Here is a 22,150-nt window from a genome sequence, read left to right on the forward strand (position 1 = left end):
CGTATGGCAGCCCGTAAAGTTCTTTCGCCCGTTGATTTATCCGGCTGATAACCACCGAGTAAATCATTACGCGAAAATTATTCGGCTTCGTCTAACCAGACTAACAGAATCGCCTCAAGAATTTTTTCATTGGATGCGTTCGGATCGTCATCAAACTCTTCCAGATCGCAAATCCACTGATGCAGATCGGTGAAGCGAACGGTTTTCGGATCGAGATCCGGGAAAGCGTCGTACAGCGCTTCACCGATTTCACGACTATCGGTCCATTTCAGTCCCATATTAATGCTCGCGTGCGTGGTTGATGGTGTAACGCGGAATTTCGATGACCAAATCTTCGTCGGTCACCCGCGCCTGGCAGCTCAGACGGCTGTCGGGCTCCAGCCCCCAGGCCTTATCCAGCATGTCGTCTTCATCTTCGGTACTTTCAGCCAGCGAGTCAAAGCCTTCGCGCACGATGCAGTGGCAGGTGGTACAGGCGCAGGATTTTTCGCAGGCATGCTCAATCTCGATACCGCTACGCAGAGCGGCATCAAGAATGGTTTCACCGCTCTCAGCTTCCACAACTACGCCATCCGGACACAGGTCCTGGTGGGGCAGAAAAACAATTTTTGGCATTTTAAACCTCGTCCACGGATTGGCCTTTCAGCGCGATACGGACCGATTGATCCATACGGCGTGCGGCAAATTCCTGGGTTTGTGTGTCGATATTTTTAATCGCTTCTTTAATTGCATCGGCATCATCGCCTGCCGCTGCGGCGCGTACTTGCTCCGCGGCGTCATCGATGGCCTGACGCTCTGCGGCGCTTAACAGCGCTGCATCGGCGGCCAGCGCGCTGACCAGACTTTCCAGAACGCGTGCGGCTTCAACTTTCTGCTCGGCCAGCATCCGCGCCTGGACATCCTGTTCGGCGTAGCTCATCGAATCTTTAATCATGCTGGCGATTTCGCCATCGGTCAGACCGTAGGACGGTTTTACCTGGATAGAGGCCTCGACGCCGGTCGATTTTTCCATCGCCGTCACGCTCAGCAGACCATCGGCATCCACCTGGAAGGTGACGCGAATATGCGCCCCGCCCGCCGGTAACGCCGGAATACCGCGCAGCGCAAAACGCGCGAGGGAGCGGCAATCCTGCACCAGCTCGCGCTCGCCCTGCATAACGTGGATAGACATCGCCGTCTGACCATCTTTGAAAGTGGTAAACTCCTGCGCGCGCGCCACCGGAATGGTGGTGTTGCGTGGGATAACCTTCTCTACCAGGCCGCCCATGGTTTCCAGCCCCAGAGAGAGCGGGATCACATCGAGCAGCAGCAGCTCGCTGTCCGGCTTATTACCTACCAGAATATCCGCCTGAATCGCCGCGCCGATGGCGACGACTTTATCCGGGTCGATAGAGGTCAGCGGCGTACGGCCAAAAAACTCGCCAACGCGCTCGCGAACCAGCGGCACGCGGGTAGAGCCGCCAACCATGACGACTTCCAGCACCTCTTGCGCCTCAACGCCCGCATCTTTTAAAGCGCGACGACAGGCCAGCAGAGTGCGCTTTACCAGCGGCGCGATCAGATCGTTAAACTGGCTGCGGGTAATCTCTCCCTGCCAGCCGCCAACGTTGACGCACGCCGTATCAGCATCGCTGAGGGCAATTTTCGCCGCGATAGCCGCGTCGAGCAGTTCGCGCTGCAGACGGTTGTCGCTGCGATCGCTCAGTCCAGCCTGCTCGCGCAGGTAATCGGCCAGCAGGTGGTCGAAATCATCGCCGCCGAGGGCTGAATCGCCGCCGGTCGCCAGTACTTCAAATACGCCGCGGCTTAAGCGCAGCACGGAAATATCAAAGGTTCCGCCGCCGAGATCGTATACCGCGATCGTTCCTTCCTGACCGGAGTCCAGACCATAGGCAATCGCCGCTGCGGTCGGTTCGTTCAGCAGACGCAGCACGTGCAGGCCAGCCAGACGCGCGGCATCTTTGGTTCCCTGACGCTGTGCGTCGTCGAAGTAGGCCGGAACGGTGATCACTACGCCGTCAAGCTCGCCCGCCAGCGCCTCGGTGGCGCGTGCGGCCAGCGCCTTCAGAATATCGGCAGAAACGCGAATCGGATTGAGCAACCCACCGGTGGTCTGAATCATCGGCAGACCGTTTTCGCTGGCCTGCAGTTGATAAGGCAGATGCGGGTAGCGGGCCTCAATATCGCTGAGAGAACGGCCCATCATGCGTTTGACGGAGCTAATGGTGTTAACCGGATCCTGAGCGGCATTTTCACGCGCGTCATAACCCACCGTTAAACCCGAAGCCTGATAGTTAACCACCGACGGCAGCAGATAGCGCCCCTGATGGTCGGGCAGTGTTTCGGCCTGGCCGCTACGTACGGTAGCAACCAGTGAATTGGTGGTGCCCAGATCGATACCCGCCGCCAGACGTCGCTGGTGCGGCGCGGCGCTCAGGCCGGGCTCACTAATTTGTAATAAGGCCATAATTGCTTCCGAAAATTAAAAATCGAGCAGTTTTTCTTCGAGTTGTTCCGCACTGCTCCGCAGTTTATCGAGAAAACGTAGCTTGCGCACGGTATCCGCCGCCGCCTCCCACGTCTCGTTATTCAGTTGTTCAACCATCAGCTGATGCCGGGTATCAAACAGCGCTTTTACCCGTTTAATAAAGCCTTCCAGCCGCGTCTCATCTTTCGCCCTGCCTATCTCATCAAGCTCCTCGCGCAGCTCCAGCTGTTCCATCAGGAACGCGGTATCGCGCACGGTATGCTGCTCGCTGGCGAGATCGAAACCATGAAGCGAAAGGAGATATTCAGCGCGGGTCAGCGGATGACGAAGGGTTTGCCACGCCTGATTGATGGTGGCGGACTGCTGCACGGCGGCGAGCTGTTCGGCCGCGCTGCCGCTGGCGAACTTGTCGGGGTGATACTGGCGCTGTAGCTCCTGGTACCGGGCAGCCAGGGGTTCTAACGAAAGGGTATAGCTGGCCGGTAACCCGAAGAGGGTAAAATAGTCCATAACAACCTCAGGGTTAACGAGATAAAGCAAACCCCACTTACGGACGTCCGTAGTGGGGCTTAGATTACATTGCAATTACACGTTAAAGCTTTCGCCGCAGCCGCACTCGTCTTTCACGTTCGGGTTAGTGAACTTAAACCCTTCGTTAAGACCTTCTTTGACGAAGTCCAGCTGCGTACCGTCGAGGAACTGCAAACTTTTGCCGTCGATCACGACCTTCACGCCTTTGTCTTCAAACACGGTGTCTTCTGCCGCCGGTTCGTCAACAAACTCCAGTACATAAGCCATACCTGAACAGCCGGAAGTTCTTACTCCCAGGCGCAGGCCAAACCCTTTACCACGGTTGGCCAGAAAGGCGTTGACTCGCGCTGCTGCACTGTCGCTTAAAGTAATCGACATAACAAACCTCAACTCTTAATTATTTTGCTTCACGTTTGCTTTTGTAATCCGCAATCGCGGCTTTAATCGCGTCTTCCGCCAGAATAGAGCAGTGGATTTTCACCGGCGGCAGTTCAAGCTCGTCGGCGATATCGGTGTTTTTAATCGCCTGGGCTTCATCCAGCGATTTCCCTTTTACCCATTCGGTCACCAGGGAGCTGGAAGCAATGGCGGAACCGCAGCCGTAGGTCTTGAAGCGCGCGTCTTCAATGATACCTTCATTGTTGACCTTAATCTGCAACTTCATCACATCGCCGCAAGCCGGCGCGCCGACCATGCCGCTGCCGACGTTTTCGTCGCTATTGTCGAAAGAACCGACGTTGCGCGGATTCTCGTAATGATCGATAACTTTTTCGCTGTAAGCCATGATGAATTCTCCTTATGTGTACTGGTGCCGAATTAGTGATGTGACCATTCGATACTGTTCAGATCCACGCCCTGCTTGAACATTTCCCACAGCGGAGAAAGATCGCGCAGACGACCGATGGAGTTGCGAACCAGATTGATGGTGTAGTCAATCTCTTCTTCGGTAGTAAAACGACCTAAAGAGAAACGAATAGAACTGTGCGCCAGCTCGTCGGTCATCCCCAGCGCGCGCAGCACGTAGGATGGCTCGAGGCTTGCGGAAGTACAGGCTGAACCGGAAGAGACCGCGAGATCTTTCAGGGCCATAATCAGCGACTCGCCTTCAACGTAGTTGAAGCTGACGTTGAGAATGTTCGGCGCGCCTTGCTCAAGATCACCGTTCAGGTAAACCTCTTCCATATCTTTCACGCCAGCCCACAGACGGTCACGCAGGCCGCGCAGGCGGGCCATTTCAGTTTCCATCTCTTCTTTCGCGATACGGTAAGCTTCACCCATACCGACGATCTGGTGAACAGGCAGAGTACCGGAACGCATGCCGCGCTCGTGACCGCCGCCGTGCATCTGCGCTTCAATACGAATACGCGGTTTACGACGCACGTACAGCGCGCCGATCCCTTTCGGACCATAGATTTTGTGGCCGGAGAAGGACATCAGGTCAACTTTCAGCTGGCTCAGGTCGATAGGCAGTTTGCCCACGCTCTGGGTGGCGTCAACGTGGTAAATGATACCGCGGGCGCGGCACATCTCGCCGATGGTAGCGATATCCTGCACCACGCCGATTTCGTTATTCACGTGCATAATGGAAACAAGGATGGTGTCATCACGCATCGCGGCTTCCAGTTCTTTTAAATCGATAATACCGTTACGCTGCGGGGCGAGGTAGGTTACTTCAAACCCTTCGCGCTCCAGCTGACGACAGGTGTCCAGCACGGCTTTATGTTCGGTTTTGCTGGTGATGATGTGCTTGCCTTTTTTCTGATAAAAGTTGGCTGCACCTTTAATCGCCAGGTTGTCGGATTCAGTCGCACCGGAGGTAAAGACGATTTCGCGCGGGTCGGCGCCGACCAGCTCAGCAATCTGATTACGGGCGATATCTACCGCCTCTTCAGCCTGCCAGCCAAAGCGGTGTGAACGAGAGGCCGGGTTACCAAAGGTCCCGTCCAGGGTCAGAAACTGCATCATTTTCTCGGCAACACGCGGGTCCACCGGCGTGGTTGCGGAGTAGTCGAGATAGATCGGTAATTTCATTGCTCTATAAACTCCGTACATCGCTTCAATGCAAGGAATCAGGCAACCGGCTGGATGTACGACCGAGTACACGGAATGTCGAGGCATCCCGGCCTGATTCGAAAATCTTTTTTATCTTTTTACTCAACTCGTTTCATCCTGCAGCCGGATAGCTGCAAGATGAAACTGAGCGAGAGCTACGCGCGCAGTTTGACGTCGATGGCGTCCTGAGCACGGGTATTACGTTGAGATTCATGGTTATGCTGACGACCGGAAACATCAAGGATTTCCTGGTTATTCACCAATTCGCCCAGCGTGATGTTATTCAGAAAACCGGTCAGTCGCTCGCTCAGATCGCGCCACAGCGCGTGAGTGAGGCACTTATCGCCACCCTGGCAGCCGCCTTTACCCTGACAACGGGTGGCGTCAACGGACTCGTCAACTGCGCTGATAACTTCGCCAACCGCGATGCTACCCGCTTCTTTACCTAAGAGATAACCGCCGCCTGGACCACGTACGCTGGAAACCAGGCCATTTTTGCGCAGGCGAGAGAACAGCTGTTCCAGATAGGAAAGCGAAATTCCCTGACGCTCTGAAATATCAGCCAACGGCACCGGACCCGATTCAGAGTTGAGCGCAACGTCAAGCATCGCGGTCACGGCATAACGCCCTTTAGATGTCAGTCTCATGTCTTACTTAACCTCAAACTCGCCCCTGCCCGGGCTTTTTATTAATATGGGTATTGCATAGCAAGGGCAAGTCTGACATTCCCGAGTAAATTGGTCAACTATTTACTTGACTGTTTTAGTCAGGTATTTAGCTTTCCGTGCCGTTTTCTCTCAGCTCGGCCTGATGCCCCTACTCGCCCCCTCCTCTACAGAGACAGGGGAAGCCGCAGTTTCGGCGCTATTGTTTGTTCTTCTGCTGTTGCTCGATTGACGCCAGCATGCCGCGCAGAATATTCAGCTCCTGGCTCTCCGGGCGAGCGCGGGTAAACAGACGGCGCAGCTTATTCATGACCTGCCCTGGATGGCTGGCGCGGATAAAACCGGTTGCCAGCAGCGTCTGCTCAAGGTGCCCGTAGAAACGCTCTAAATCATCCACCAGCGGATAAGGCGTTTCTTCATGCTCGACGACAGGTTCATTTTGCTCCTGCGCCGCCAGCCAGGCCATCCGCACTTCATAGGCGATAACCTGCACCGCCATTGCCAGATTCAGCGAGCTGTATTCCGGATTGGCGGCAATCGCCACGTGGTAGTGACACTTCTGCAGTTCGTCATTAGTCAAACCAACGCGCTCGCGACCGAACACCAGCGCCACCGGCGCGTGCTGCGCTTCAGCAACGCTTTTCAGGCCGCATTCGCGCGGATCGAGCATCGGCCACGGCAGCGTGCGCGAACGCGCGCTGGTACCAACAACCAGGCTACAGCCCGCCAGCGCTTCATCAAGAGTATCAACGATGTTGGCATTACCAATTACGTCGCTGGCCCCGGCCGCCAGGGCAATAGCCTGTGAATCAGGCTTTACCAGCGGATTGACCAGCCAGAGGTTAGTTAATCCCATGGTTTTCATTGCGCGGGCGACGGAGCCCATATTGCCGGTGTGTGAGGTTTCTACCAGTACGATTCGAATATTTTGCAGCATTATGGTTCTTCGGCTAAAGATTATTCGTGCATGCTATCATAAAACGGAGACATGGGCAGATTTCACTGTTACTATATGCGCCGTTTTTTCCCGTTCTTTAACATCCAGTGAGAGATACCGATGCATCCGATGCTGAACATCGCCGTGCGCGCAGCGCGCAAGGCGGGTAATTTAATTGCCAAGCACTACGAAACACCTGACTCCGTAGAAACCAGCCAGAAAGGCAGCAATGATTTTGTGACCAACGTCGATAAAGCCGCTGAAGCGATTATTATCGAAACCATTCGCAAATCTTACCCGCAGCACACCATCATCACCGAAGAAAGCGGTGAACATGAGGGTGAAGATCAGGATGTTCAATGGGTTATCGATCCACTGGATGGCACCACCAACTTCGTAAAACGTCTGCCGCACTTCTCCGTCTCCATCGCCGTACGCATTAAAGGCCGTACTGAAGTTGCCGTGGTTTACGATCCAATGCGTAACGAGCTGTTTACCGCAACCCGCGGTCAGGGCGCACAGCTGAACGGCTACCGCCTGCGCGGCAGCAGCGCTCGCGACCTGGATGGCACGATCATCGCCACCGGCTTCCCGTTCAAAGCGAAGCAGCACGCCACCGCTTATATGAATATCCTCGGCAACATGTTCACCGAATGCGCGGATTTCCGCCGCACCGGTTCCGCCGCCCTGGATCTGGCCTACGTAGCCGCTGGCCGCGTGGACGGTTACTTTGAAATCGCGCTGAAACCGTGGGATTTCGCTGCTGGTGAACTGATCGCTCGTGAAGCCGGCGCGATTGTCTGTGACTTTACGGGTGGCCATAACTATCTGCTGACCGGCAATATCGTTGCGGGTAACCCGCGCGTTGTAAAAGCCATGCTGGCGAATATGCGCGAGCAGCTGAGCGAAGCGCTGAAGCGTTAATTCCGCTCAACGGGTGGGGTCGCTCCTGCCCGTTAATTTCCCCCAGACCTTTTTCCGAAACTCACCTCTGACACTTTACTTTCGCGCCGCCCTCTCACACGATAGTTTCTCTTTTAGCAACGGATTGAACTGCGACTTTCCCACACGGCTGTTAACGGGAAGCAGTAAGGAAACACTCATGACTTTTCCCGGCGGCAAGCGCGGCGCCAGATACGTTTTCATCCTCTGTATTGCGGTGGTATGTGCTTATCTGCTGCCTCGCGTCGCCATCAATGCTTTTTACTATCCCGATGACAAAGTCTATGGCCCGGATCCCTGGCCTGCTCAATCCGTTACTTTTACCGCTAAAGATGGCACCCTCCTGCACGGCTGGTTTATTCCCTCAACCACCGGCTCCACAGAGAACGCGGTAGCTACGGTGATACATGCTCATGGCAACGCAGGAAATATGTCGGCGCACTGGCCGCTAGTTAGCTGGCTGCCGGAACGCAACTACAACCTTTTCATGTTCGACTATCGCGGATTTGGTAAATCGCAAGGCACACCTTCGCAGCAGGGCTTATATGACGATACGATAAGCGCCATCAACTATGTGCGTCAGCGCAGCGACGTAAATCCGCAGCGTCTGGTGCTGCTGGGGCAAAGTCTGGGAGGCAATAACATCCTTGCCGCCATTGGGAACTGTATGGATTGCGTCAACGAGCGTACAACGGATCGCTCAGGTATCCGCGCCGTTATTCTCGACTCAACCTTTTCATCCTATTCGGCTATCGCCAATAAAATGATCCCCGGCAGCGGTTTTTTGCTCAATGATAGCTATAGCGCAGACCGTAATATCGCCTCTATCAGCCCTATTCCGGTGCTGATTATTCATGGTAAAGCGGACCACGTTATTCCCTGGGAACACAGCGAAAAACTCTACCAGTTGGCTGGTCAGCCGAAGCAGGAAATCCTTATTCCTAATGGCGAGCATATTGATGCATTTTCCAAACGCCACGGCGAGCGCTACCGGGATGTGATGGTGAGCTTTATGCAAAATGCGCTGCAGGATGCTAAGAATTAAACAACGATGACACAATCAATCGCCTATATTTTAGGATGTTAGCTTGGTCAAAGATACTAAAACGGCCTTAACCCGCGCCCTACTGGCACTGCACTGCTCCACATAACCACCGCCGCCGCCAGCAAAATCACGCTACCGGCCAGCGCCAGGGTTGCCCAGCCCACCTGCTTCCATAGCACCGGCGCCTGTCTGGCGCTCAGCCTGACCGCCAGCTGGCGAAAACCGTGAACCAGCAGAGCAAGCACGCTAATCGTCAGCGAGGTACCCGCCGCCATCGCCAGCGCTGCCGCCATCCCCCAGCCAAATACGCCGATAACCTTACTGAACAACAGAACCATAATAGCCCCGGAACAGGGGCGCATTCCCATCGACAGCACAATCACCAGCCTGGCGCGCCAGTCATCACCACTCTGGAGCTGCTCCGGCCCGGGTATGTGCTGATGCCCGCAGCCGCAGTTAGCGTCATGTACGTGATGCGGAGTAAAGGCAGTAAATTTCGGCCGTCGCAGCAGCATCCGCAGTTTTTTCAACGCCCGGAAGCACAGCAGCAGACCCAGCGCGCCGACCAGTAGATAGCTGCCTTTTTCAAGCCAGAAGCTGCTCAGATGCAGCTGTCTTGCCGGCAACCGTAGCAAGGTGAGAACGACCACGACTAAAGCAATCGCCACGACTCCCTGCAGCAACGAAGCGGCCAGGGTCAGGCCAATGCTTGATTTCAGCTTCGAAGGATGAGTCGCAAGCCAGGTGGTAATCACCACCTTACCGTGTCCCGGCCCCAGCGCGTGCAGAACACCATAGGCAAAGCTAAAGCCCAGCAGCGATAGCCCCGCGGCGGAGGGATTTTCCGCCACCGCTTGCAGAAGTCGACTCAGTTCAAGATTCAGCGCGCGCTGCCAAACGGCGCTTTGCAGGAGGACCTGCGGCCAGGCCTGCCACAGCCAGAAACCAGCCCCCGCAGCCAGCAGCAAAAATAGCGCCAGCGGCCACAGCTGTCGCCAACGCGATGAACCTCCGGTTGGAGCCAAAATCAGCGACATTGCAGCGTCACCTTTTGCGCGAAGTAGCTTCCCAGTTCCATATCCTCCGGCGGCGCATCTGCTTTATCCAGCGACTGTGCATAGGACAACATTTTTTCATTAGGTTTCGGCGTCATCACTTTTGCCGTGCAGCTCGCGGTCATCGCAGCCGGCAGAACAAAGTCTGCGTCCTGGTCATAATACATATCAACATAATAAGTTGGGTCGTAGGTCGAAAAGGTGAAGGTTTGCCCGGCCATCGGCTGCGGCTTCGCCAGCGGCAGAGTAAAAGAGAGTACCGCCTGATGACCGCTGCGCTCAAGGCCATAGCCATCGGGCCGATTATCAAACTTCACTCTCTCGCCGTTATGCCACAGCTCGCTGAAATAATGCTGGCCCAGTACGTTCGCCATCACTTCCGCCGCCAGCTTTTTCCAGATTTCGCTACCGGGTTTAGCATTGCCCGCATCATAGAGCAGATCGGCAGAGGTGATTTCATCCATTGTCCAGCGCATTTTAAAGCTGGTGAGCAGACCATTTTCCGCCACGGCTTCCGTTTGCAAACTGATGAAACTATGTGGATGCGCCGCCGCAGATAGCGATAAAAACATGAAAAACGCTGCGCTGACGCATTGTTTCACTCTATTCATCTGTTCCTCACGTGAAAAATTCTGTGAACTCCGCCAGCAATCCTGATGTAAAGACACGGAGCTACCCTGGTCACCTTTAATACATTAACTATTCTTAACGAAAACCCTAACTGGAACTAACCGGATGATGACAGTGATTGAACCACCACCGGTACTTTCCAGTCCACAGCGCCGTAGTCAGGTGCTCCTGATGTTTTATCTGCCCGGGCAGTCCGTCACGCCCGAATGGCTGGGTAGCCTCACTCAGGTAGATGAGGATACCGCCAGGCAGGACATCGCGGAGACGGGACGCGAAATTCAGCGTTATCACCGCCTGACCCTAGCTTCACAAGCGGACGGCAGCTATCGGATGGAAGGCGCCACGCTCGATCAACGTTTGTGCCTGCTGCACGGCCTGCGCCGGGGGCTACGCTTATGCCCGCATTTTATCAGCCACCATTTTACCCCGGCATTAAAAACGCAGCTTAAACAGCAGGGTATCGCACGTACGCTGTATGACGACACGAATCTTCAGGCTCTGGTGAATCGCTGCGCGCGAACGCTGAACCGACAGTTTGACTGCCGCGACGTACATTTTCTCCGTCTTTATTTACAGTATTGTTTGCTGCAGCACCACCTCGGCCAGAGTCCTTCTTTTACCCATGAGCAGCAGCGTTGGGCGCAGGCCGCCGCCGAGTTTACCCTCGCGGAAGAGATTGTCCGTCACTGGCAGCGTCGGGTGGCAGCGACGCCCCATGCCGGAGAACAGCTGTTTCTGGCCCTGCTGTTTATGCTGCTAAAAACCCCCGATCCTATCCGTGATGGGCACCAGCACGACCGGCGCCTGCATCTGGCCATCGCCAGATTGATTCACCGCTTCCAGGATCTGGCAGGCCGGCCGTTTAGCGATGAGCAGGGGCTGAGCGATCAGCTCTATATTCATCTCTCGCAGGCGTTACACCGCAGCGTCTTCGCCATCGGTATTGATAACGCGCTGCCGGAAGAGATTAGCCGTCTTTATCCCCGATTGATGCGAACGACTCAGGCAGCCTTAGAGGATTTTGAAGCCAGCTGGCAAATACGTTTTAGTCAGGAAGAAGTGGGGTTAATCGCGGTAATTTTCGGCGCATGGCTAATGCAAAAAAGCGATCTGCAGGAGAAACAGGTTGTTTTGCTTACCGATGATAACCCGGATCTTGAGCAAGCGCTGGAGCAGCAGCTGCGCGAATTAACCCTGCTGCCGCTTAACATTAAGTATTTGAGCGTGAGTAAGTTTCAGAAAGAAGGCGCGCCGAAGGAAGTCACGCTTATCGTCACTCCCTATACTACGGCGCTGCCGCTGTTTTCACCGCCGCTGTTTCATGCTGAAGAGGCGTTCAGCGAGCACCAGCGGCAGCAGATTTGCAAAATGCTGGAGACTTAAGACACCGCTTTTGGCCGCAGCACCAGCGCCGGTAAAGCCACCACAGCCATCACCCAGAAAACGCCCTGGTGCAGGTGCTGATAGAGGAAACCGGCAAAAACCGTCATCACCGCAATACTGCCGCCCATCGCGACCGCCGAGTAGACCGCCTGCAGGCGGATCACTTCGCTGCCCTGACGGGCGGCGATATAGCGCATCGCCGCCAGATGACAGACCGTAAAGGTGCCACAATGGAGAATCTGGGCGACGATAAGCCCCGGTAGCGCCGTGGTCCAGCCCATCAGCGTCCAGCGCACCACCCCGCACGCTGCGGAAAGCAGCAGCAGATCGCGAGCGCTGAATCGACGGAAGACTTTTTTGCTCAGCGCGAAAATCACCACTTCAGCTACCACGCCCAGCGACCACAAATAGCCGACGGCGGAGGCGGAATAGCCCGCTTCCTGCCAGTAAATAGCGCTGAATCCGTAGTAGGCGGCGTGCGCCCCCTGCAGCAAACAGACGCAGGCGAGAAAGCGCCAGCTCTGGCGCACCATCGTAAGCCAGGCCGCCATGCCAGCCGCTTCCTGGTGGCGCGATTCACCCTGCGGCTGCACCGAGGGCTTTAACAACATGCCTATCAGCATTGACGCTATGCCGATGCTGAGCATCACCAGAATCATCCGGTAGTCATACAGGCTAACCAGCTTACCGGTGAGCGCGGAACCTATCACAAAAGCAATCGACCCCCACAGACGCACGCGCCCGTAATCCATCGTTATCTGCTTTTGCCAGGTATTCGCCAGCGCGTCGGTCAGCGGCACCAGCGGCGAGAAAAAGAGGTTAAAGCCGACGATAATCACCATTAACCAGGCAACATGGTTACCCGCCCAAAAAGCGAGGGCAAAGAGCAGCGTCAGCAGAGCCAGAATACGCAGCGAAGAGATAAGCCGGGAGGGGTCGCTGACCCGTGGGGCAATCAGCAGGCTACCAAGAAAACGCGACACCAGGCCGGCGCCGAGCAGCATGCCTATCGTTTCCGGCGTCAGGCCAAGTCCGGAAAGCCACACGCTCCAGAAAGGCAGGAAGATACCGTAGCAAAAAAAGTAGGTGAAATAACTAAGCGCCAGCCAGCGCGTGGAGTGCAAGACCATGATTTCCTCCCGAATGGTGGCGACAGTCTGGCGATAAACCCCGGCAGGCGCAAGTGATGCGAAGTGGCTAAAAAGGCCTTTTTCCGTCTGATAGCGCAGGTGACGCGCCGCGGTTCTGGCGCCGGGCGTGGGAGTGTAAAGGCTGGTAGACCAGACATTCTGCCAGGCATAACCCTGAAGGTTTGCGTTAAAAGCGTGAAGCTCATCACAAGATACGACCATTGCCCACGGCAGCGCGGACGGGCATCCCCCAGCGGGCGGCCCGGCAAATGCAGGAGATTATCCCACGGCCGCGGCATGCTCTCTGGCGGTCTCGATAAAATCGGCCAGCGCCGCTTTGATGGTCCCTTTCTTCCACGCTATCAGCAGCGCAATGGTGGGCGCGTTGCCGGCGATAGGACGAAAAACCACCTGACCAGTATTAAAATGATTCATATAGCCGGGTATCAAAGTCACCCCGAGCCCCATGCCCACCAGATTCATGGTCACCAGAATATTGGTCGCCACCTGGACAATGCGCGGCTGGCTATTTTGCTGTTCTAACCACGCCTGGACGATCGGCGCCAGCGCGCCGGAGTACGCCGGATCGGTGCTGACAAAATCGACGCCATCCAGCTGGCTGGCGCTCACCTTCTCCGCTTTCGCCAAAGGATGATCTACCGGCAACACCACCACCAGCGGTTCATGGAGCAGTTCAAGGTAGTCAATTTCCGGGCTGTATATCGGGTGGCGCATCAGTCCAATATCCAGTTCGCCGCTGCGAATTTTATCTTCCTGCTCGGTGGTGATAAGACTGACCAGCTCAACCCGGGTATCCGGTTGTTTACGGCGAAACAAGGGCAGAACATCAGGCAGCAAATTCACCTCGGCAGAGGGAACAAAACCAATCGCCAGGTGATTGTCGTGCTGGTCGATTTTACGCGCACGCATTTTGGCATTCTCTGCCTGTTCAAGGATCGCCTTCGCATCCTGCAGAAAACACTCTCCCGCCGCCGTCAGCATCACCTTGCGTTTGTCACGCTCAAGCAGCAACACGCCAACGCACTGTTCAAGATCGCGGATTTGGCTGCTCAGCGAAGGCTGTGAGGTATGCAGTTTTTCCGCCGCGCGGGTGAAGTTTAGTTCCTGCGCCACCGCCACGAAGTAGCGCAGGTGCCTCAATTCCATCAACGCCTCCTTGTTATCGATAAAACATCTCAGCTGGTAGAAATTAACTATTTCACACATTGATAACCCACAAGCAACATAAGGATGACATAAAAAAGAGAAGGTCAATACCTCTTACCCCACAGGATTAAAAATATGACCACAGAAATGAAAACTGACGTCTATCAGCTGGTCGACCCGCAAAATGGTCGCGTCACCCCGCGGATCTATACCGACCCGGAAATTTATCAGCTTGAGCTGGAAAGGATCTTTGGCCGCTGCTGGCTGTTTCTGGCCCATGAAAGCCAGATCCCGAAAGCGGGAGATTTCTTTAACACTTACATGGGTGAAGATGCCGTGGTGGTGGTGCGCCAGAAGGATGGCAGTATCAAGGCCTTTTTAAACCAGTGCCGTCACCGCGCGATGCGCGTCAGCTACGCCGATTGCGGTAACACCCGCGCCTTTACCTGCCCCTATCACGGCTGGTCCTATGGCATAGACGGCGAGCTGATCGATGTCCCGCTTGAGCCGCGCGCCTATCCGCAGGGGCTATGTAAGTCCCACTGGGGGCTTAATGAAGTCCCGTGCGTGGAAAGCTACAAAGGCCTCATTTTCGCCAATTGGGATCCCTCCGCTCCTGCGCTGCGTGACTATCTGGGCGATATGGCCTGGTATCTGGACGGCGTCCTCGATCGTCGTGAAGGCGGGACCGAAATCGTCGGCGGCGTGCAGAAGTGGATCATCGACTGCAACTGGAAATTTCCCGCCGAGCAGTTCGCCAGCGATCAGTATCACGCTCTGTTCAGCCATGCCTCTGCGGTGCAGGTGCTGGGAGCGAAAGATGACGGTAGTGATAAGCGCCTGGGCGACGGTCAGACCGCCCGCCCGGTGTGGGAAACCGCCAAAGACGCGCTGCAGTTCGGCCAGGATGGGCACGGCTGTGGCTTCTTCTTTACCGAGCAACCGGATGCTAACGTCTGGGTCGACGGTGAGGTCTCCAGCTATTACCGCGACACTTTTGCAGAAGCCGAGCAGCGGCTGGGCACCGTGCGCGCCCTGCGCCTCGCGGGCCACAATAATATCTTCCCGACCCTCTCCTGGCTCAACGGCACCGCCACGCTGCGCGTCTGGCACCCGCGCGGACCGGATCGGGTTGAAGTCTGGGCATTCTGTCTTACCGATAAAGCCGCCTCCGATGAGGTCAAAGCGGCGTTTGAAAACAGCGCCACGCGCGCCTTTGGTCCAGCAGGTTTCCTCGAGCAGGATGACTCGGAAAACTGGTGTGAAATTCAAAAACTGCTGAAAGGCCACCGGGCGCGTCACACCGACCTGTGCCTGGAGATGGGATTAGGTCAGGAAAAACGCCGCACTGACGGCATTCCGGGGATAACCAACTATATCTTCTCGGAAACTGCCGCCCGCGGTATGTACCAGCGCTGGGCCGACCTGTTAAGCAGTGAAACGTGGCAGGAAGTGCAGGAAAAAACCGCCGCTTACCAGCAGGAGGTGATGAAATGAGCGCTTTAGTCTCCCCTGAACTGCACTACCGCATCAGCCAGTTCCTCTATGAGGAGGCGCGTCTGCTGGACGACTGGCAGTTTCGCGACTGGCTGGCGCTGTTGGACGACGGGATCCGCTACACCATGCGCACCACCGTCAACGCTCAGACCCGCGACCGCCGAAAAGGGGTACAACCGCCGACCACCTGGCTCTTCAACGATAACAAAGATCAGCTTGAGCGTCGCATCGCCCGTCTGGAAACCGGCATGGCGTGGGCCGAGGAACCGCCCTCCCGCACCCGCCATCTGATCGGCAACCTGCAGATCGGCGAAACCGGGCAACCGGATCTGTTCGCCGTACGCCTTAACTATCTCCTTTATCGCGCGCAAAAGGAACGCGACGAGATCTGTTACGTCGGAACGCGGCGGGACACCGTCCGTCGTCTGCCTGACGGCGAGTGGCGTCTGGCGGCACGAGATATCGTGCTCGATCAGGCCGTGATCGCCTCCCACAACCTGAGCGTACTCTTCTGATGAATCGTATATTCGCCTGCTCCACCACGGAGCTACCGGAGGGAGAAGCCCTCCGCCTGGACACCTCTCCCGTCATTGCCCTGTTCCATATTGGCGGGGCGTTTTATGCCCTTAACGATCGCTGCAGCCATGGCAACGCGTCGATGTCCGAAGGCTATCTGGAAGACGACGCGACGGTGGAGTGTCCGCTGCATGCCGCCAGTTTCTGCCTGAAAACCGGTAAAGCGCTATGCCTGCCCGCCACCGACCCGCTAACCACCTATGCAGTGCACGTGGAAGGCGGCGATGTGTTTATCGATATACCTGAGGAGGCCTGATGAGCGATTTACGTGATAACGTCGTGTTGATTACCGGCGGCGGCTCCGGCCTGGGCCTGGCGCTGATCGAACGCTTTATTGACGAAGGGGCGAAGGTCGCGACCCTCGAACTGTCGAACGCAAAAGTCACCAGCCTGCGCCAGCGCTTTGGTGAGCAGGTGCTGGCAGTGGAAGGCAACGTGACCCGCTACGCCGATTATCAGAAGGCCGTGGATCGGCTCCTCACAACCTTTGGCAGACTGGACTGTTTTATCGGCAACGCCGGCATCTGGGATCATAACGCCTCCCTGATGGATACCCCGGCCGGGGCGCTGGAGAGCGGCTTCCATGAGCTGTTCAACGTCAACGTACTGGGCTATCTGCTCGGCGCTAAGGCCTGCGCCCCGGCATTAATCGCCAGCGAAGGCAGCATTATTCTGACTCTCTCTAACGCGGCCTGGTATCCGGGCGGCGGCGGCCCGCTCTACACCGCCAGCAAACATGCGGCGACCGGCTTAATACGCCAGCTGGCCTACGAGCTGGCGCCGAAGGTGCGGGTCAACGGCGTCGGCCCCTGCGGTATGGCGACCGATCTGCGCGGCCCGCAGGCGCTGGGGCAAAGCGACACCGCGATAATGCAGTCCCTGACGGCGGAGAAGATCGCCGCCATTCTGCCGCTGCAGTTTTTCCCGGAACCGGCCGATTTCACCGGCCCGTACGTCATGCTGGCCTCCCGACGCAACAATCGGACGCTGAGTGGGGTCATGATCAACGCTGATGGTGGTCTGGGGATCCGCGGGATCCGCCATGTGGCCGCCGGGCTGGACCTTTAAGGAGTCATGATGAGCGAACCGATGATTGCCATTATTGGCGGCGGACAAGCCGGAGCGATGGCCGCAGCCGCCCTTCGCCAGCAGGGTTACCATGGCTCCTTGCACCTGTTTTCTGATGAATCCTGTTTACCGTATGAGCGTCCGCCGCTGTCGAAAGCGATGCTGCTGGACGCAACTCCTCAGCTACAGCCGGTGCTACCTGCCAGCTGGTGGCAGGACAACCACGTCGAGTTACATCTCGGTGTGGCGCTGCGTGATATCGATCGCCAGGCGCAGAGCCTGACGCTGGCGGACAATCGCATCTTTCACTGGACGCAGCTGCTACTGGCGACCGGCGCCGCCGCCAGGCCACTGCCGCTGCTCGACGCGCTTGGGGAACGCTGCCTGACCCTGCGTCACGCCGGTGACGCTATGCGGCTGCGCGCGGCGCTGCAGCCCGGGAGCGCTGTGGTCATCGTCGGCGCAGGCACCATCGGCCTTGAGCTGGCCGCCAGCGCTATTCAGCGCGGCTGTCGCGTCACGGTGGTGGAGCAGGCGCCGACGGTAATGGGTCGCAACGCCCCATGGCCGGTCCGCGACTACCTGCTGGCCCGCCATCGCCAGGCCGGAGTAAGGGTGCTGCTGAACAGCGTCATTGAACAGGCGGAACCGGGAACGCCTCTCACCCTGACCTTACAGAGCGGAGAAACCCTGCACGCCGATACGGTGGTGTATGGCATTGGTATCGTGGCTAACGATACCCTCGCCCGCCGCGCCGGGCTGGAAACCGCCAACGGTATCGTCGTGGATGCCGATTGCAGAACCTCAGACCCGGCTATTTTCGCCGCCGGCGATGTGACGCTGACGCGGCAGACGGACGGTTCGCTGGCGCGCGTCGAGAGCTGGGAAAACGCCAATGTTCAGGCTCAGATTGCCGCCGCGGCCATGCTTGGCAGGCCACGGCCTGCCGGGGCTCCGGGATGGTTCTGGACCGATCAGTACCTGGATAACCTGCAGTTTATTGGCGATATGCACGGTGAAAAGTGGTGGTGTCGGGGAACGCCAGCCGATCGCAAAGCGATCTGGTTTCAGCTGCGCGATGGCGCGTTAACCGGTGCGGTTGCCCTCAATCACGGCCGCGAGATCCGCACGCTACGTAAGCTTATCCAGAGTGGTCAACTGGTGAGCGCCGAGGCGCTGTGCAATGAAGCAATACCCTTAAAAACGCGGTAATCCTGCTACTCAGCGGGCCGGAGGATGATGCTAGAACTAACGTGGCGGGAAGCAAAATTGTGTATTACGTTTAAATCACACGTCTCTCATAACGAGCTGATCATGAACACACTACGCTATTTTGATTTTGGTTCCTCCCGCGCCCTGCTGCTATTGATTGCACGTATCGCAGTCGTGGTGCTGTTTATACTTTTTGGCTATCCCAAACTGCTCGGCTTTAGCGGTACGGTGCAGTATATGGCCTCCTCCGGTGCGCCAATGCCAACGCTGGCGGCCGTTATTGCCGTCATTATGGAAGTTCCTGCGGCGATACTGATTGTGCTGGGCTTTTTTACCCGCCCGCTGGCGGTGATCTTTATTTTCTATACCCTGGGTACGGCGGTGATTGGCCATCACTACTGGGATATGACCGGCGATGCGGTATTGCCGAATATGATTAACTTCTGGAAAAACGTCAGCATCGCCGGCGCCTTCCTGCTGCTGGCGATAACCGGACCGGGCGCCATCTCGCTAGACCGTCGGTAATCCGCAGAGACAAAAAAAGGCCGCAATCGCGGCCTTTTTTATCTTAGTGAGGCAATATTACGCGTAAACCGGGAAGCGCGCGCAGATATCCAGCACTTTACCCTTCACGCGCTCAATGACCGCTTCGTCATTGATGTTGTCCAGCACGTCGCACATCCAGCCGGCCAGCTCTTTCACTTCCGCTTCTTTAAAGCCGCGGCGGGTTACTGCCGGAGAACCGATACGGATACCGGAAGTCACAAACGGGCTCTTCGGATCGTTCGGTACGCTGTTTTTGTTGACGGTGATGTTGGCACGGCCCAGAGCGGCGTCCGCTTCTTTACCGGTCAGGTTTTTATCCACCAGATCCAGCAGGAACAGGTGGTTCTCAGTGCCGCCGGAAACCACTTTATAACCGCGGTTCAGGAACACTTCGACCATCGCTTTGGCGTTTTTCGCAACCTGCTGCTGGTAAACCTTGAACTCTGGCTCCATCGCTTCTTTCAGCGCCACCGCTTTTGCCGCGATAACGTGCATCAGCGGGCCGCCCTGCGCGCTCGGGAATACGGCAGAGTTCAGTTTCTTGTACAGCTCTTCGCTACCGCCTTTCGCCAGGATCAGGCCGCCGCGCGGGCCCGCCAGGGTCTTATGGGTAGTGGTAGTCACAACGTGAGCATGCGGAACCGGGTTCGGGTACACGCCAGCGGCAATCAGGCCAGCAACGTGGGCCATGTCGACGAACAGGTATGCGCCAATGCTGTCAGCGATTTCACGCATTTTTGCCCAGTCAACAATACCGGAGTAGGCAGAGAAACCACCGATGATCATTTTCGGTTTATGTTCCTGAGCCTGCTTCGCCATGTCTTCGTAGTCAATTTTACCGGACTCATCAATACCGTAAGGAATGATGTTGTACAGTTTGCCTGAGAAGTTAACCGGAGAGCCGTGAGTCAGGTGGCCGCCCTGCGCCAGGTTCATACCCAGTACGGTATCGCCCGGTTGCAGCAGAGCGGTATAGACCGCGAAGTTAGCCTGGGAGCCGGAGTGCGGCTGCACGTTCGCGTAGTCAGCGCCAAACAGCTCTTTCGCGCGATCAATAGCCAGCTGCTCTACGATATCGACGTATTCACAGCCGCCGTAGTAACGCTTGCCCGGATATCCTTCAGCATATTTGTTGGTCAGCTGAGAGCCCTGCGCCTGCATTACGCGCGGGCTGGTGTAGTTTTCGGAGGCGATCAGTTCGATGTGCTCTTCCTGACGTACTTTTTCTTGCTCCATAGCCTGCCATAGTTCGGCATCATAATCGGCAATGTTCATTTCACGCTTTAACATCCGCATCTCCTGACTCAGCTAACAATAGAATTTCGGCCTTAAAAGGCGGTCCATTTGGACAACGGCCCACAGTATAACTGAATCATTCTGTGATAACAGGTCTTGACAAAGGAAATTACGCAAACGATTGGCTCCGCATTACACAAGGCTTTGAGCAATAAAGCACCTTCGATTACCAGCGGATTTCTTTTCAGGTTTGTGATGCAAAAAATTCATCTTGTAACCACCACAAGCGAAGTATTAAAGAACCATTTACAAAGCAGGGTTATTTTTATAAGATGCATTTAAAATACATCATTAAGATAACATACAAGGAAGCCGCCATGCTCGACGCGCAAACCATCACTACGGTGAAAGCCACCATTCCCCTGCTGGTTGAAACGGGCCCGAAACTGACCGCCCATTTTTACGACCGCATGTTTGCTCATAATCCGGAACTCAAAGAAATCTTTAATATGAGCAACCAGCGCAATGGCGATCAGCGGGAGGCGCTGTTCAACGCTATTGCCGCCTACGCCAGTAACCTGGAGAACCTGCCTACCCTGCTGCCGGCAGTTGAAAAAATCGCCCAGAAACACACCAGCTTCCAGATCCAGCCGGAACAGTACAACATTGTCGGTACCCACCTGTTGGCGACTCTGGACGAGTTGTTCAGTCCGGGCCAGGAAGTGCTGGATGCCTGGGGAAAGGCCTATGGCGTGCTGGCTGACGTCTTTATTAAACGTGAAGCGCAAATCTACAGCGAAAGCGCCAGCAAAACCGGCGGCTGGGAAGGTACCCGTGCGTTCCGCATCGTCAGGAAAACGCCGCGCAGTGCGCTCATTACCAGCTTCGAGTTTGAACCGGTAGACGGCGGCGCGGTAGCTGACTATCACCCGGGTCAATATCTCGCCGTCTGGCTGAAGCCGGAAGGTTTTCCGCATCAGGAAATTCGCCAGTACTCTCTGACCCGTAAGCCCGATGGCAAAGGCTATCGTATCGCGGTTAAGCGTGAAAACGGCGGTCAGGTCTCAAACTGGCTGCATCATTCAGCGAAAGAAGGCGACGTTATTTATCTGGCCGCACCGGCAGGCGATTTCTTCCTCAACGTCGAACCACAAACGCCGGTCACGCTGCTTTCCGGCGGCGTCGGCCAGACGCCGATGCTGGCGATGCTGGATGTACTGGCAAAAGCGCAGCATCCGGCGCAGGTAAACTGGTTCCATGCGGCAGAAAACGGCGACGTACACGCCTTCGCAGATGAAGTTAAGGCGCTGGGTGAAGCCCTGCCGAAATTTACTTCTCACGTCTGGTACCGCAGCCCGAGCGAAGCGGACCGTGAATCCGGCGCGTTTAACAGCGAAGGTTTGCTGGATTTATCGGCCCTGGCCGACCAGATTCGCGACCCGCAGATGCAGTTCTATCTGTGTGGCCCGGTGGCGTTTATGCAGTTTGCCGCGAAGCAGCTGGTAGAGCTGGGAGTGAACAGCGAGAACATTCATTACGAGTGCTTCGGCCCGCATAAGGTGCTGTAACCGAAGAGACGGATGCAGGCGGCCCGAAAGTTGCCGGGCCGCCATCCATTTGCAGCTTAAATCGCCGCGTCATCTTCTTCGCCGGTACGGATACGGATCACGCGCGCGACATCGAAAACAAAAATTTTCCCGTCGCCGATTTTGCCGGTCTGCGCCGTACGGATAATAGTATCCACGCAGGTGTCGACGATATCATCGGTAACGACAATTTCGATTTTCACTTTCGGCAGAAAATCCACCATGTACTCCGCGCCGCGATACAGCTCGGTATGCCCCTTCTGACGGCCAAAGCCTTTCACTTCCGTTACCGTCATCCCGGTGATGCCGACTTCGGCCAGCGCTTCACGCACGTCATCCAGTTTGAAAGGTTTAATAATTGCATCAATCTTTTTCATGGTGTTCCTGTCTTAGTCGCGTAACCG

25 protein-coding genes are annotated in these 22,150 nt (G+C 56.2%); 10 read left to right on the plus strand and 15 right to left on the minus strand.

The window, feature by feature from the left end; genetic code table 11:
• Positions 1 to 77: 77 nt before the first annotated feature.
• The 9 genes from iscX to trmJ all read right to left on the minus strand — a co-directional run bounded on the left by iscX (position 78) and on the right by trmJ (position 6,673).
• A complete protein-coding gene (iscX, locus tag GJ746_RS18585) occupies positions 78 to 278 on the minus strand; it encodes a Fe-S cluster assembly protein IscX (protein ID WP_004104502.1) in 201 nt (66 codons plus the stop codon).
• 1 nt (position 279) lies between these two features.
• Complete coding sequence (gene fdx / locus GJ746_RS18590; RefSeq protein WP_154681523.1) at positions 280 to 615, minus strand: ISC system 2Fe-2S type ferredoxin; 336 nt, start codon at positions 613 to 615, stop codon at positions 280 to 282.
• Position 616: 1 nt separating this feature from the next.
• Positions 617 to 2,467, minus strand: a complete 1,851-nt coding sequence (hscA, locus tag GJ746_RS18595; RefSeq protein ID WP_154681524.1) for a Fe-S protein assembly chaperone HscA — start codon at positions 2,465 to 2,467, stop codon at positions 617 to 619.
• A gap of 15 nt (positions 2,468 to 2,482) precedes the next feature.
• The gene (gene hscB, locus GJ746_RS18600) at positions 2,483 to 2,998 is read right to left on the minus strand and encodes a co-chaperone HscB (protein WP_154681525.1); all 516 of its coding nucleotides are present in this window, start codon (positions 2,996 to 2,998) and stop codon (positions 2,483 to 2,485) included.
• 75 nt (positions 2,999 to 3,073) lie between these two features.
• Positions 3,074 to 3,397, minus strand: a complete 324-nt coding sequence (iscA, locus tag GJ746_RS18605) for an iron-sulfur cluster assembly protein IscA (RefSeq protein ID WP_002913979.1) — start codon at positions 3,395 to 3,397, stop codon at positions 3,074 to 3,076.
• A 19-nt stretch (positions 3,398 to 3,416) separates the two neighbouring features.
• Complete coding sequence (gene iscU, locus GJ746_RS18610; RefSeq protein ID WP_002913991.1) at positions 3,417 to 3,803, minus strand: Fe-S cluster assembly scaffold IscU; 387 nt, start codon at positions 3,801 to 3,803, stop codon at positions 3,417 to 3,419.
• Between the two features lie 32 nt (positions 3,804 to 3,835).
• Positions 3,836 to 5,050, minus strand: coding sequence for a cysteine desulfurase (iscS, locus tag GJ746_RS18615; RefSeq protein ID WP_154681526.1), 1,215 nt, complete (start codon positions 5,048 to 5,050; stop codon positions 3,836 to 3,838).
• A 176-nt stretch (positions 5,051 to 5,226) separates the two neighbouring features.
• Entirely contained in the window at positions 5,227 to 5,718 is a 492-nt protein-coding gene (gene iscR, locus GJ746_RS18620) for a Fe-S cluster assembly transcriptional regulator IscR (protein WP_004104510.1), read from the minus strand.
• A 217-nt stretch (positions 5,719 to 5,935) separates the two neighbouring features.
• Positions 5,936 to 6,673 carry a tRNA (cytosine(32)/uridine(32)-2'-O)-methyltransferase TrmJ gene (trmJ, locus tag GJ746_RS18625; RefSeq protein WP_154681527.1) on the minus strand — a complete coding sequence of 246 codons (738 nt, stop codon included), beginning with the start codon at positions 6,671 to 6,673 and terminating at the stop codon, positions 5,936 to 5,938.
• Positions 6,674 to 6,793: 120 nt separating this feature from the next.
• Here trmJ and suhB point away from each other — a divergent pair, with 120 nt between their 5' ends.
• Positions 6,794 to 7,597, plus strand: a complete 804-nt coding sequence (gene suhB / locus GJ746_RS18630; RefSeq protein ID WP_154681528.1) for an inositol-1-monophosphatase — start codon at positions 6,794 to 6,796, stop codon at positions 7,595 to 7,597.
• Between the two features lie 178 nt (positions 7,598 to 7,775).
• Complete coding sequence (locus tag GJ746_RS18635; RefSeq protein WP_154681529.1) at positions 7,776 to 8,660, plus strand: alpha/beta hydrolase; 885 nt, start codon at positions 7,776 to 7,778, stop codon at positions 8,658 to 8,660.
• A gap of 56 nt (positions 8,661 to 8,716) precedes the next feature.
• Here GJ746_RS18635 and GJ746_RS18640 read toward each other — a convergent pair whose 3' ends face one another.
• Both GJ746_RS18640 and GJ746_RS18645 read right to left on the minus strand, forming a co-directional pair.
• Entirely contained in the window at positions 8,717 to 9,697 is a 981-nt protein-coding gene (locus GJ746_RS18640) for a nickel/cobalt transporter (protein ID WP_154681530.1), read from the minus strand.
• Positions 9,688 to 10,326 carry a DUF1007 family protein gene (locus GJ746_RS18645; RefSeq protein WP_154681531.1) on the minus strand — a complete coding sequence of 213 codons (639 nt, stop codon included), beginning with the start codon at positions 10,324 to 10,326 and terminating at the stop codon, positions 9,688 to 9,690. The genes GJ746_RS18640 and GJ746_RS18645 overlap by 10 nt, the downstream gene beginning before the upstream one ends.
• A 124-nt stretch (positions 10,327 to 10,450) precedes the next feature.
• On the opposite strand from GJ746_RS18645, the gene csiE reads away from it, so the two are divergent.
• On the plus strand, positions 10,451 to 11,728 hold the full coding sequence (gene csiE / locus GJ746_RS18650) for a stationary phase inducible protein CsiE (protein ID WP_154681532.1): 1,278 nt from the start codon (positions 10,451 to 10,453) through the stop codon (positions 11,726 to 11,728).
• On the opposite strand, the gene GJ746_RS18655 is transcribed toward csiE, so the two are convergent.
• Positions 11,725 to 12,858 (minus strand): 3-phenylpropionate MFS transporter, encoded by a 1,134-nt coding sequence (locus GJ746_RS18655; RefSeq protein WP_154682772.1) that lies wholly within the window; start codon positions 12,856 to 12,858, stop codon positions 11,725 to 11,727. The two genes, csiE and GJ746_RS18655, sit on opposite strands and share 4 nt — an antisense overlap.
• A 279-nt stretch (positions 12,859 to 13,137) precedes the next feature.
• The gene (hcaR, locus tag GJ746_RS18660) at positions 13,138 to 14,025 is read right to left on the minus strand and encodes a DNA-binding transcriptional regulator HcaR (RefSeq protein ID WP_154681533.1); all 888 of its coding nucleotides are present in this window, start codon (positions 14,023 to 14,025) and stop codon (positions 13,138 to 13,140) included.
• Positions 14,026 to 14,160: 135 nt separating this feature from the next.
• On the opposite strand from hcaR, the gene hcaE reads away from it, so the two are divergent.
• From hcaE to GJ746_RS18690, 6 genes are all read left to right on the plus strand, one after another.
• On the plus strand, positions 14,161 to 15,522 hold the full coding sequence (hcaE, locus tag GJ746_RS18665) for a 3-phenylpropionate/cinnamic acid dioxygenase subunit alpha (RefSeq protein WP_154681534.1): 1,362 nt from the start codon (positions 14,161 to 14,163) through the stop codon (positions 15,520 to 15,522).
• Positions 15,519 to 16,037, plus strand: coding sequence for a 3-phenylpropionate/cinnamic acid dioxygenase subunit beta (hcaF, locus tag GJ746_RS18670; RefSeq protein ID WP_154681535.1), 519 nt, complete (start codon positions 15,519 to 15,521; stop codon positions 16,035 to 16,037). The genes hcaE and hcaF overlap by 4 nt, the downstream gene beginning before the upstream one ends.
• Complete coding sequence (hcaC, locus tag GJ746_RS18675; protein WP_154681536.1) at positions 16,037 to 16,354, plus strand: 3-phenylpropionate/cinnamic acid dioxygenase ferredoxin subunit; 318 nt, start codon at positions 16,037 to 16,039, stop codon at positions 16,352 to 16,354. The genes hcaF and hcaC overlap by 1 nt, the downstream gene beginning before the upstream one ends.
• Positions 16,354 to 17,166 carry a 3-phenylpropionate-dihydrodiol/cinnamic acid-dihydrodiol dehydrogenase gene (gene hcaB, locus GJ746_RS18680; RefSeq protein WP_154681537.1) on the plus strand — a complete coding sequence of 271 codons (813 nt, stop codon included), beginning with the start codon at positions 16,354 to 16,356 and terminating at the stop codon, positions 17,164 to 17,166. Before hcaC ends, hcaB begins: the two co-directional genes overlap by 1 nt.
• 9 nt (positions 17,167 to 17,175) lie before the next feature.
• Entirely contained in the window at positions 17,176 to 18,378 is a 1,203-nt protein-coding gene (hcaD, locus tag GJ746_RS18685) for a phenylpropionate dioxygenase ferredoxin reductase subunit (RefSeq protein ID WP_154682773.1), read from the plus strand.
• A 102-nt stretch (positions 18,379 to 18,480) separates the two neighbouring features.
• Positions 18,481 to 18,903 (plus strand): DoxX family protein, encoded by a 423-nt coding sequence (locus GJ746_RS18690; protein WP_154681538.1) that lies wholly within the window; start codon positions 18,481 to 18,483, stop codon positions 18,901 to 18,903.
• Between the two features lie 57 nt (positions 18,904 to 18,960).
• Here GJ746_RS18690 and glyA read toward each other — a convergent pair whose 3' ends face one another.
• Positions 18,961 to 20,214 (minus strand): serine hydroxymethyltransferase, encoded by a 1,254-nt coding sequence (gene glyA, locus GJ746_RS18695; RefSeq protein WP_015370305.1) that lies wholly within the window; start codon positions 20,212 to 20,214, stop codon positions 18,961 to 18,963.
• Positions 20,215 to 20,537: 323 nt separating this feature from the next.
• Between glyA and hmpA the strand changes: the two genes are divergently transcribed.
• Positions 20,538 to 21,728 carry an NO-inducible flavohemoprotein gene (gene hmpA, locus GJ746_RS18700; RefSeq protein ID WP_154681539.1) on the plus strand — a complete coding sequence of 397 codons (1,191 nt, stop codon included), beginning with the start codon at positions 20,538 to 20,540 and terminating at the stop codon, positions 21,726 to 21,728.
• Between the two features lie 56 nt (positions 21,729 to 21,784).
• On the opposite strand, the gene glnB is transcribed toward hmpA, so the two are convergent.
• Complete coding sequence (gene glnB, locus GJ746_RS18705; protein ID WP_002914032.1) at positions 21,785 to 22,123, minus strand: nitrogen regulatory protein P-II; 339 nt, start codon at positions 22,121 to 22,123, stop codon at positions 21,785 to 21,787.
• Positions 22,124 to 22,150 lie beyond the last annotated feature (27 nt).

The organism is Klebsiella oxytoca, from assembly GCF_009707385.1.
GTDB lineage: Bacteria > Pseudomonadota > Gammaproteobacteria > Enterobacterales > Enterobacteriaceae > Klebsiella > Klebsiella oxytoca_C.

Excerpts from the sequence above, each read along its gene's own strand:
- GJ746_RS18655 (WP_154682772.1), bottom strand. The coding sequence starts at position 12,858 with ATGGTCTTGCACTCCACGCGCTGGCTGGCGCTTAGTTATTTCACCTAC.
- iscS (WP_154681526.1), bottom strand. The coding sequence starts at position 5,050 with ATGAAATTACCGATCTATCTCGACTACTCCGCAACCACGCCGGTGGAC.
- hcaE (WP_154681534.1), top strand. The coding sequence starts at position 14,161 with ATGACCACAGAAATGAAAACTGACGTCTATCAGCTGGTCGACCCGCAA.
- hcaD (WP_154682773.1), top strand. The coding sequence starts at position 17,176 with ATGAGCGAACCGATGATTGCCATTATTGGCGGCGGACAAGCCGGAGCG.
- iscA (WP_002913979.1), bottom strand. The coding sequence starts at position 3,397 with ATGTCGATTACTTTAAGCGACAGTGCAGCAGCGCGAGTCAACGCCTTT.
- csiE (WP_154681532.1), top strand. The coding sequence starts at position 10,451 with ATGATGACAGTGATTGAACCACCACCGGTACTTTCCAGTCCACAGCGC.
- hcaC (WP_154681536.1), top strand. The coding sequence starts at position 16,037 with ATGAATCGTATATTCGCCTGCTCCACCACGGAGCTACCGGAGGGAGAA.
- hscB (WP_154681525.1), bottom strand. The coding sequence starts at position 2,998 with ATGGACTATTTTACCCTCTTCGGGTTACCGGCCAGCTATACCCTTTCG.
- glyA (WP_015370305.1), bottom strand. The coding sequence starts at position 20,214 with ATGTTAAAGCGTGAAATGAACATTGCCGATTATGATGCCGAACTATGG.
- hcaR (WP_154681533.1), bottom strand. The coding sequence starts at position 14,025 with ATGGAATTGAGGCACCTGCGCTACTTCGTGGCGGTGGCGCAGGAACTA.
- trmJ (WP_154681527.1), bottom strand. The coding sequence starts at position 6,673 with ATGCTGCAAAATATTCGAATCGTACTGGTAGAAACCTCACACACCGGC.
- GJ746_RS18640 (WP_154681530.1), bottom strand. The coding sequence starts at position 9,697 with ATGTCGCTGATTTTGGCTCCAACCGGAGGTTCATCGCGTTGGCGACAG.
- GJ746_RS18690 (WP_154681538.1), top strand. The coding sequence starts at position 18,481 with ATGAACACACTACGCTATTTTGATTTTGGTTCCTCCCGCGCCCTGCTG.
- fdx (WP_154681523.1), bottom strand. The coding sequence starts at position 615 with ATGCCAAAAATTGTTTTTCTGCCCCACCAGGACCTGTGTCCGGATGGC.
- iscR (WP_004104510.1), bottom strand. The coding sequence starts at position 5,718 with ATGAGACTGACATCTAAAGGGCGTTATGCCGTGACCGCGATGCTTGAC.
- iscU (WP_002913991.1), bottom strand. The coding sequence starts at position 3,803 with ATGGCTTACAGCGAAAAAGTTATCGATCATTACGAGAATCCGCGCAAC.
- suhB (WP_154681528.1), top strand. The coding sequence starts at position 6,794 with ATGCATCCGATGCTGAACATCGCCGTGCGCGCAGCGCGCAAGGCGGGT.
- hcaF (WP_154681535.1), top strand. The coding sequence starts at position 15,519 with ATGAGCGCTTTAGTCTCCCCTGAACTGCACTACCGCATCAGCCAGTTC.
- iscX (WP_004104502.1), bottom strand. The coding sequence starts at position 278 with ATGGGACTGAAATGGACCGATAGTCGTGAAATCGGTGAAGCGCTGTAC.
- hscA (WP_154681524.1), bottom strand. The coding sequence starts at position 2,467 with ATGGCCTTATTACAAATTAGTGAGCCCGGCCTGAGCGCCGCGCCGCAC.
- GJ746_RS18645 (WP_154681531.1), bottom strand. The coding sequence starts at position 10,326 with ATGAATAGAGTGAAACAATGCGTCAGCGCAGCGTTTTTCATGTTTTTA.
- GJ746_RS18635 (WP_154681529.1), top strand. The coding sequence starts at position 7,776 with ATGACTTTTCCCGGCGGCAAGCGCGGCGCCAGATACGTTTTCATCCTC.
- glnB (WP_002914032.1), bottom strand. The coding sequence starts at position 22,123 with ATGAAAAAGATTGATGCAATTATTAAACCTTTCAAACTGGATGACGTG.
- hmpA (WP_154681539.1), top strand. The coding sequence starts at position 20,538 with ATGCTCGACGCGCAAACCATCACTACGGTGAAAGCCACCATTCCCCTG.
- hcaB (WP_154681537.1), top strand. The coding sequence starts at position 16,354 with ATGAGCGATTTACGTGATAACGTCGTGTTGATTACCGGCGGCGGCTCC.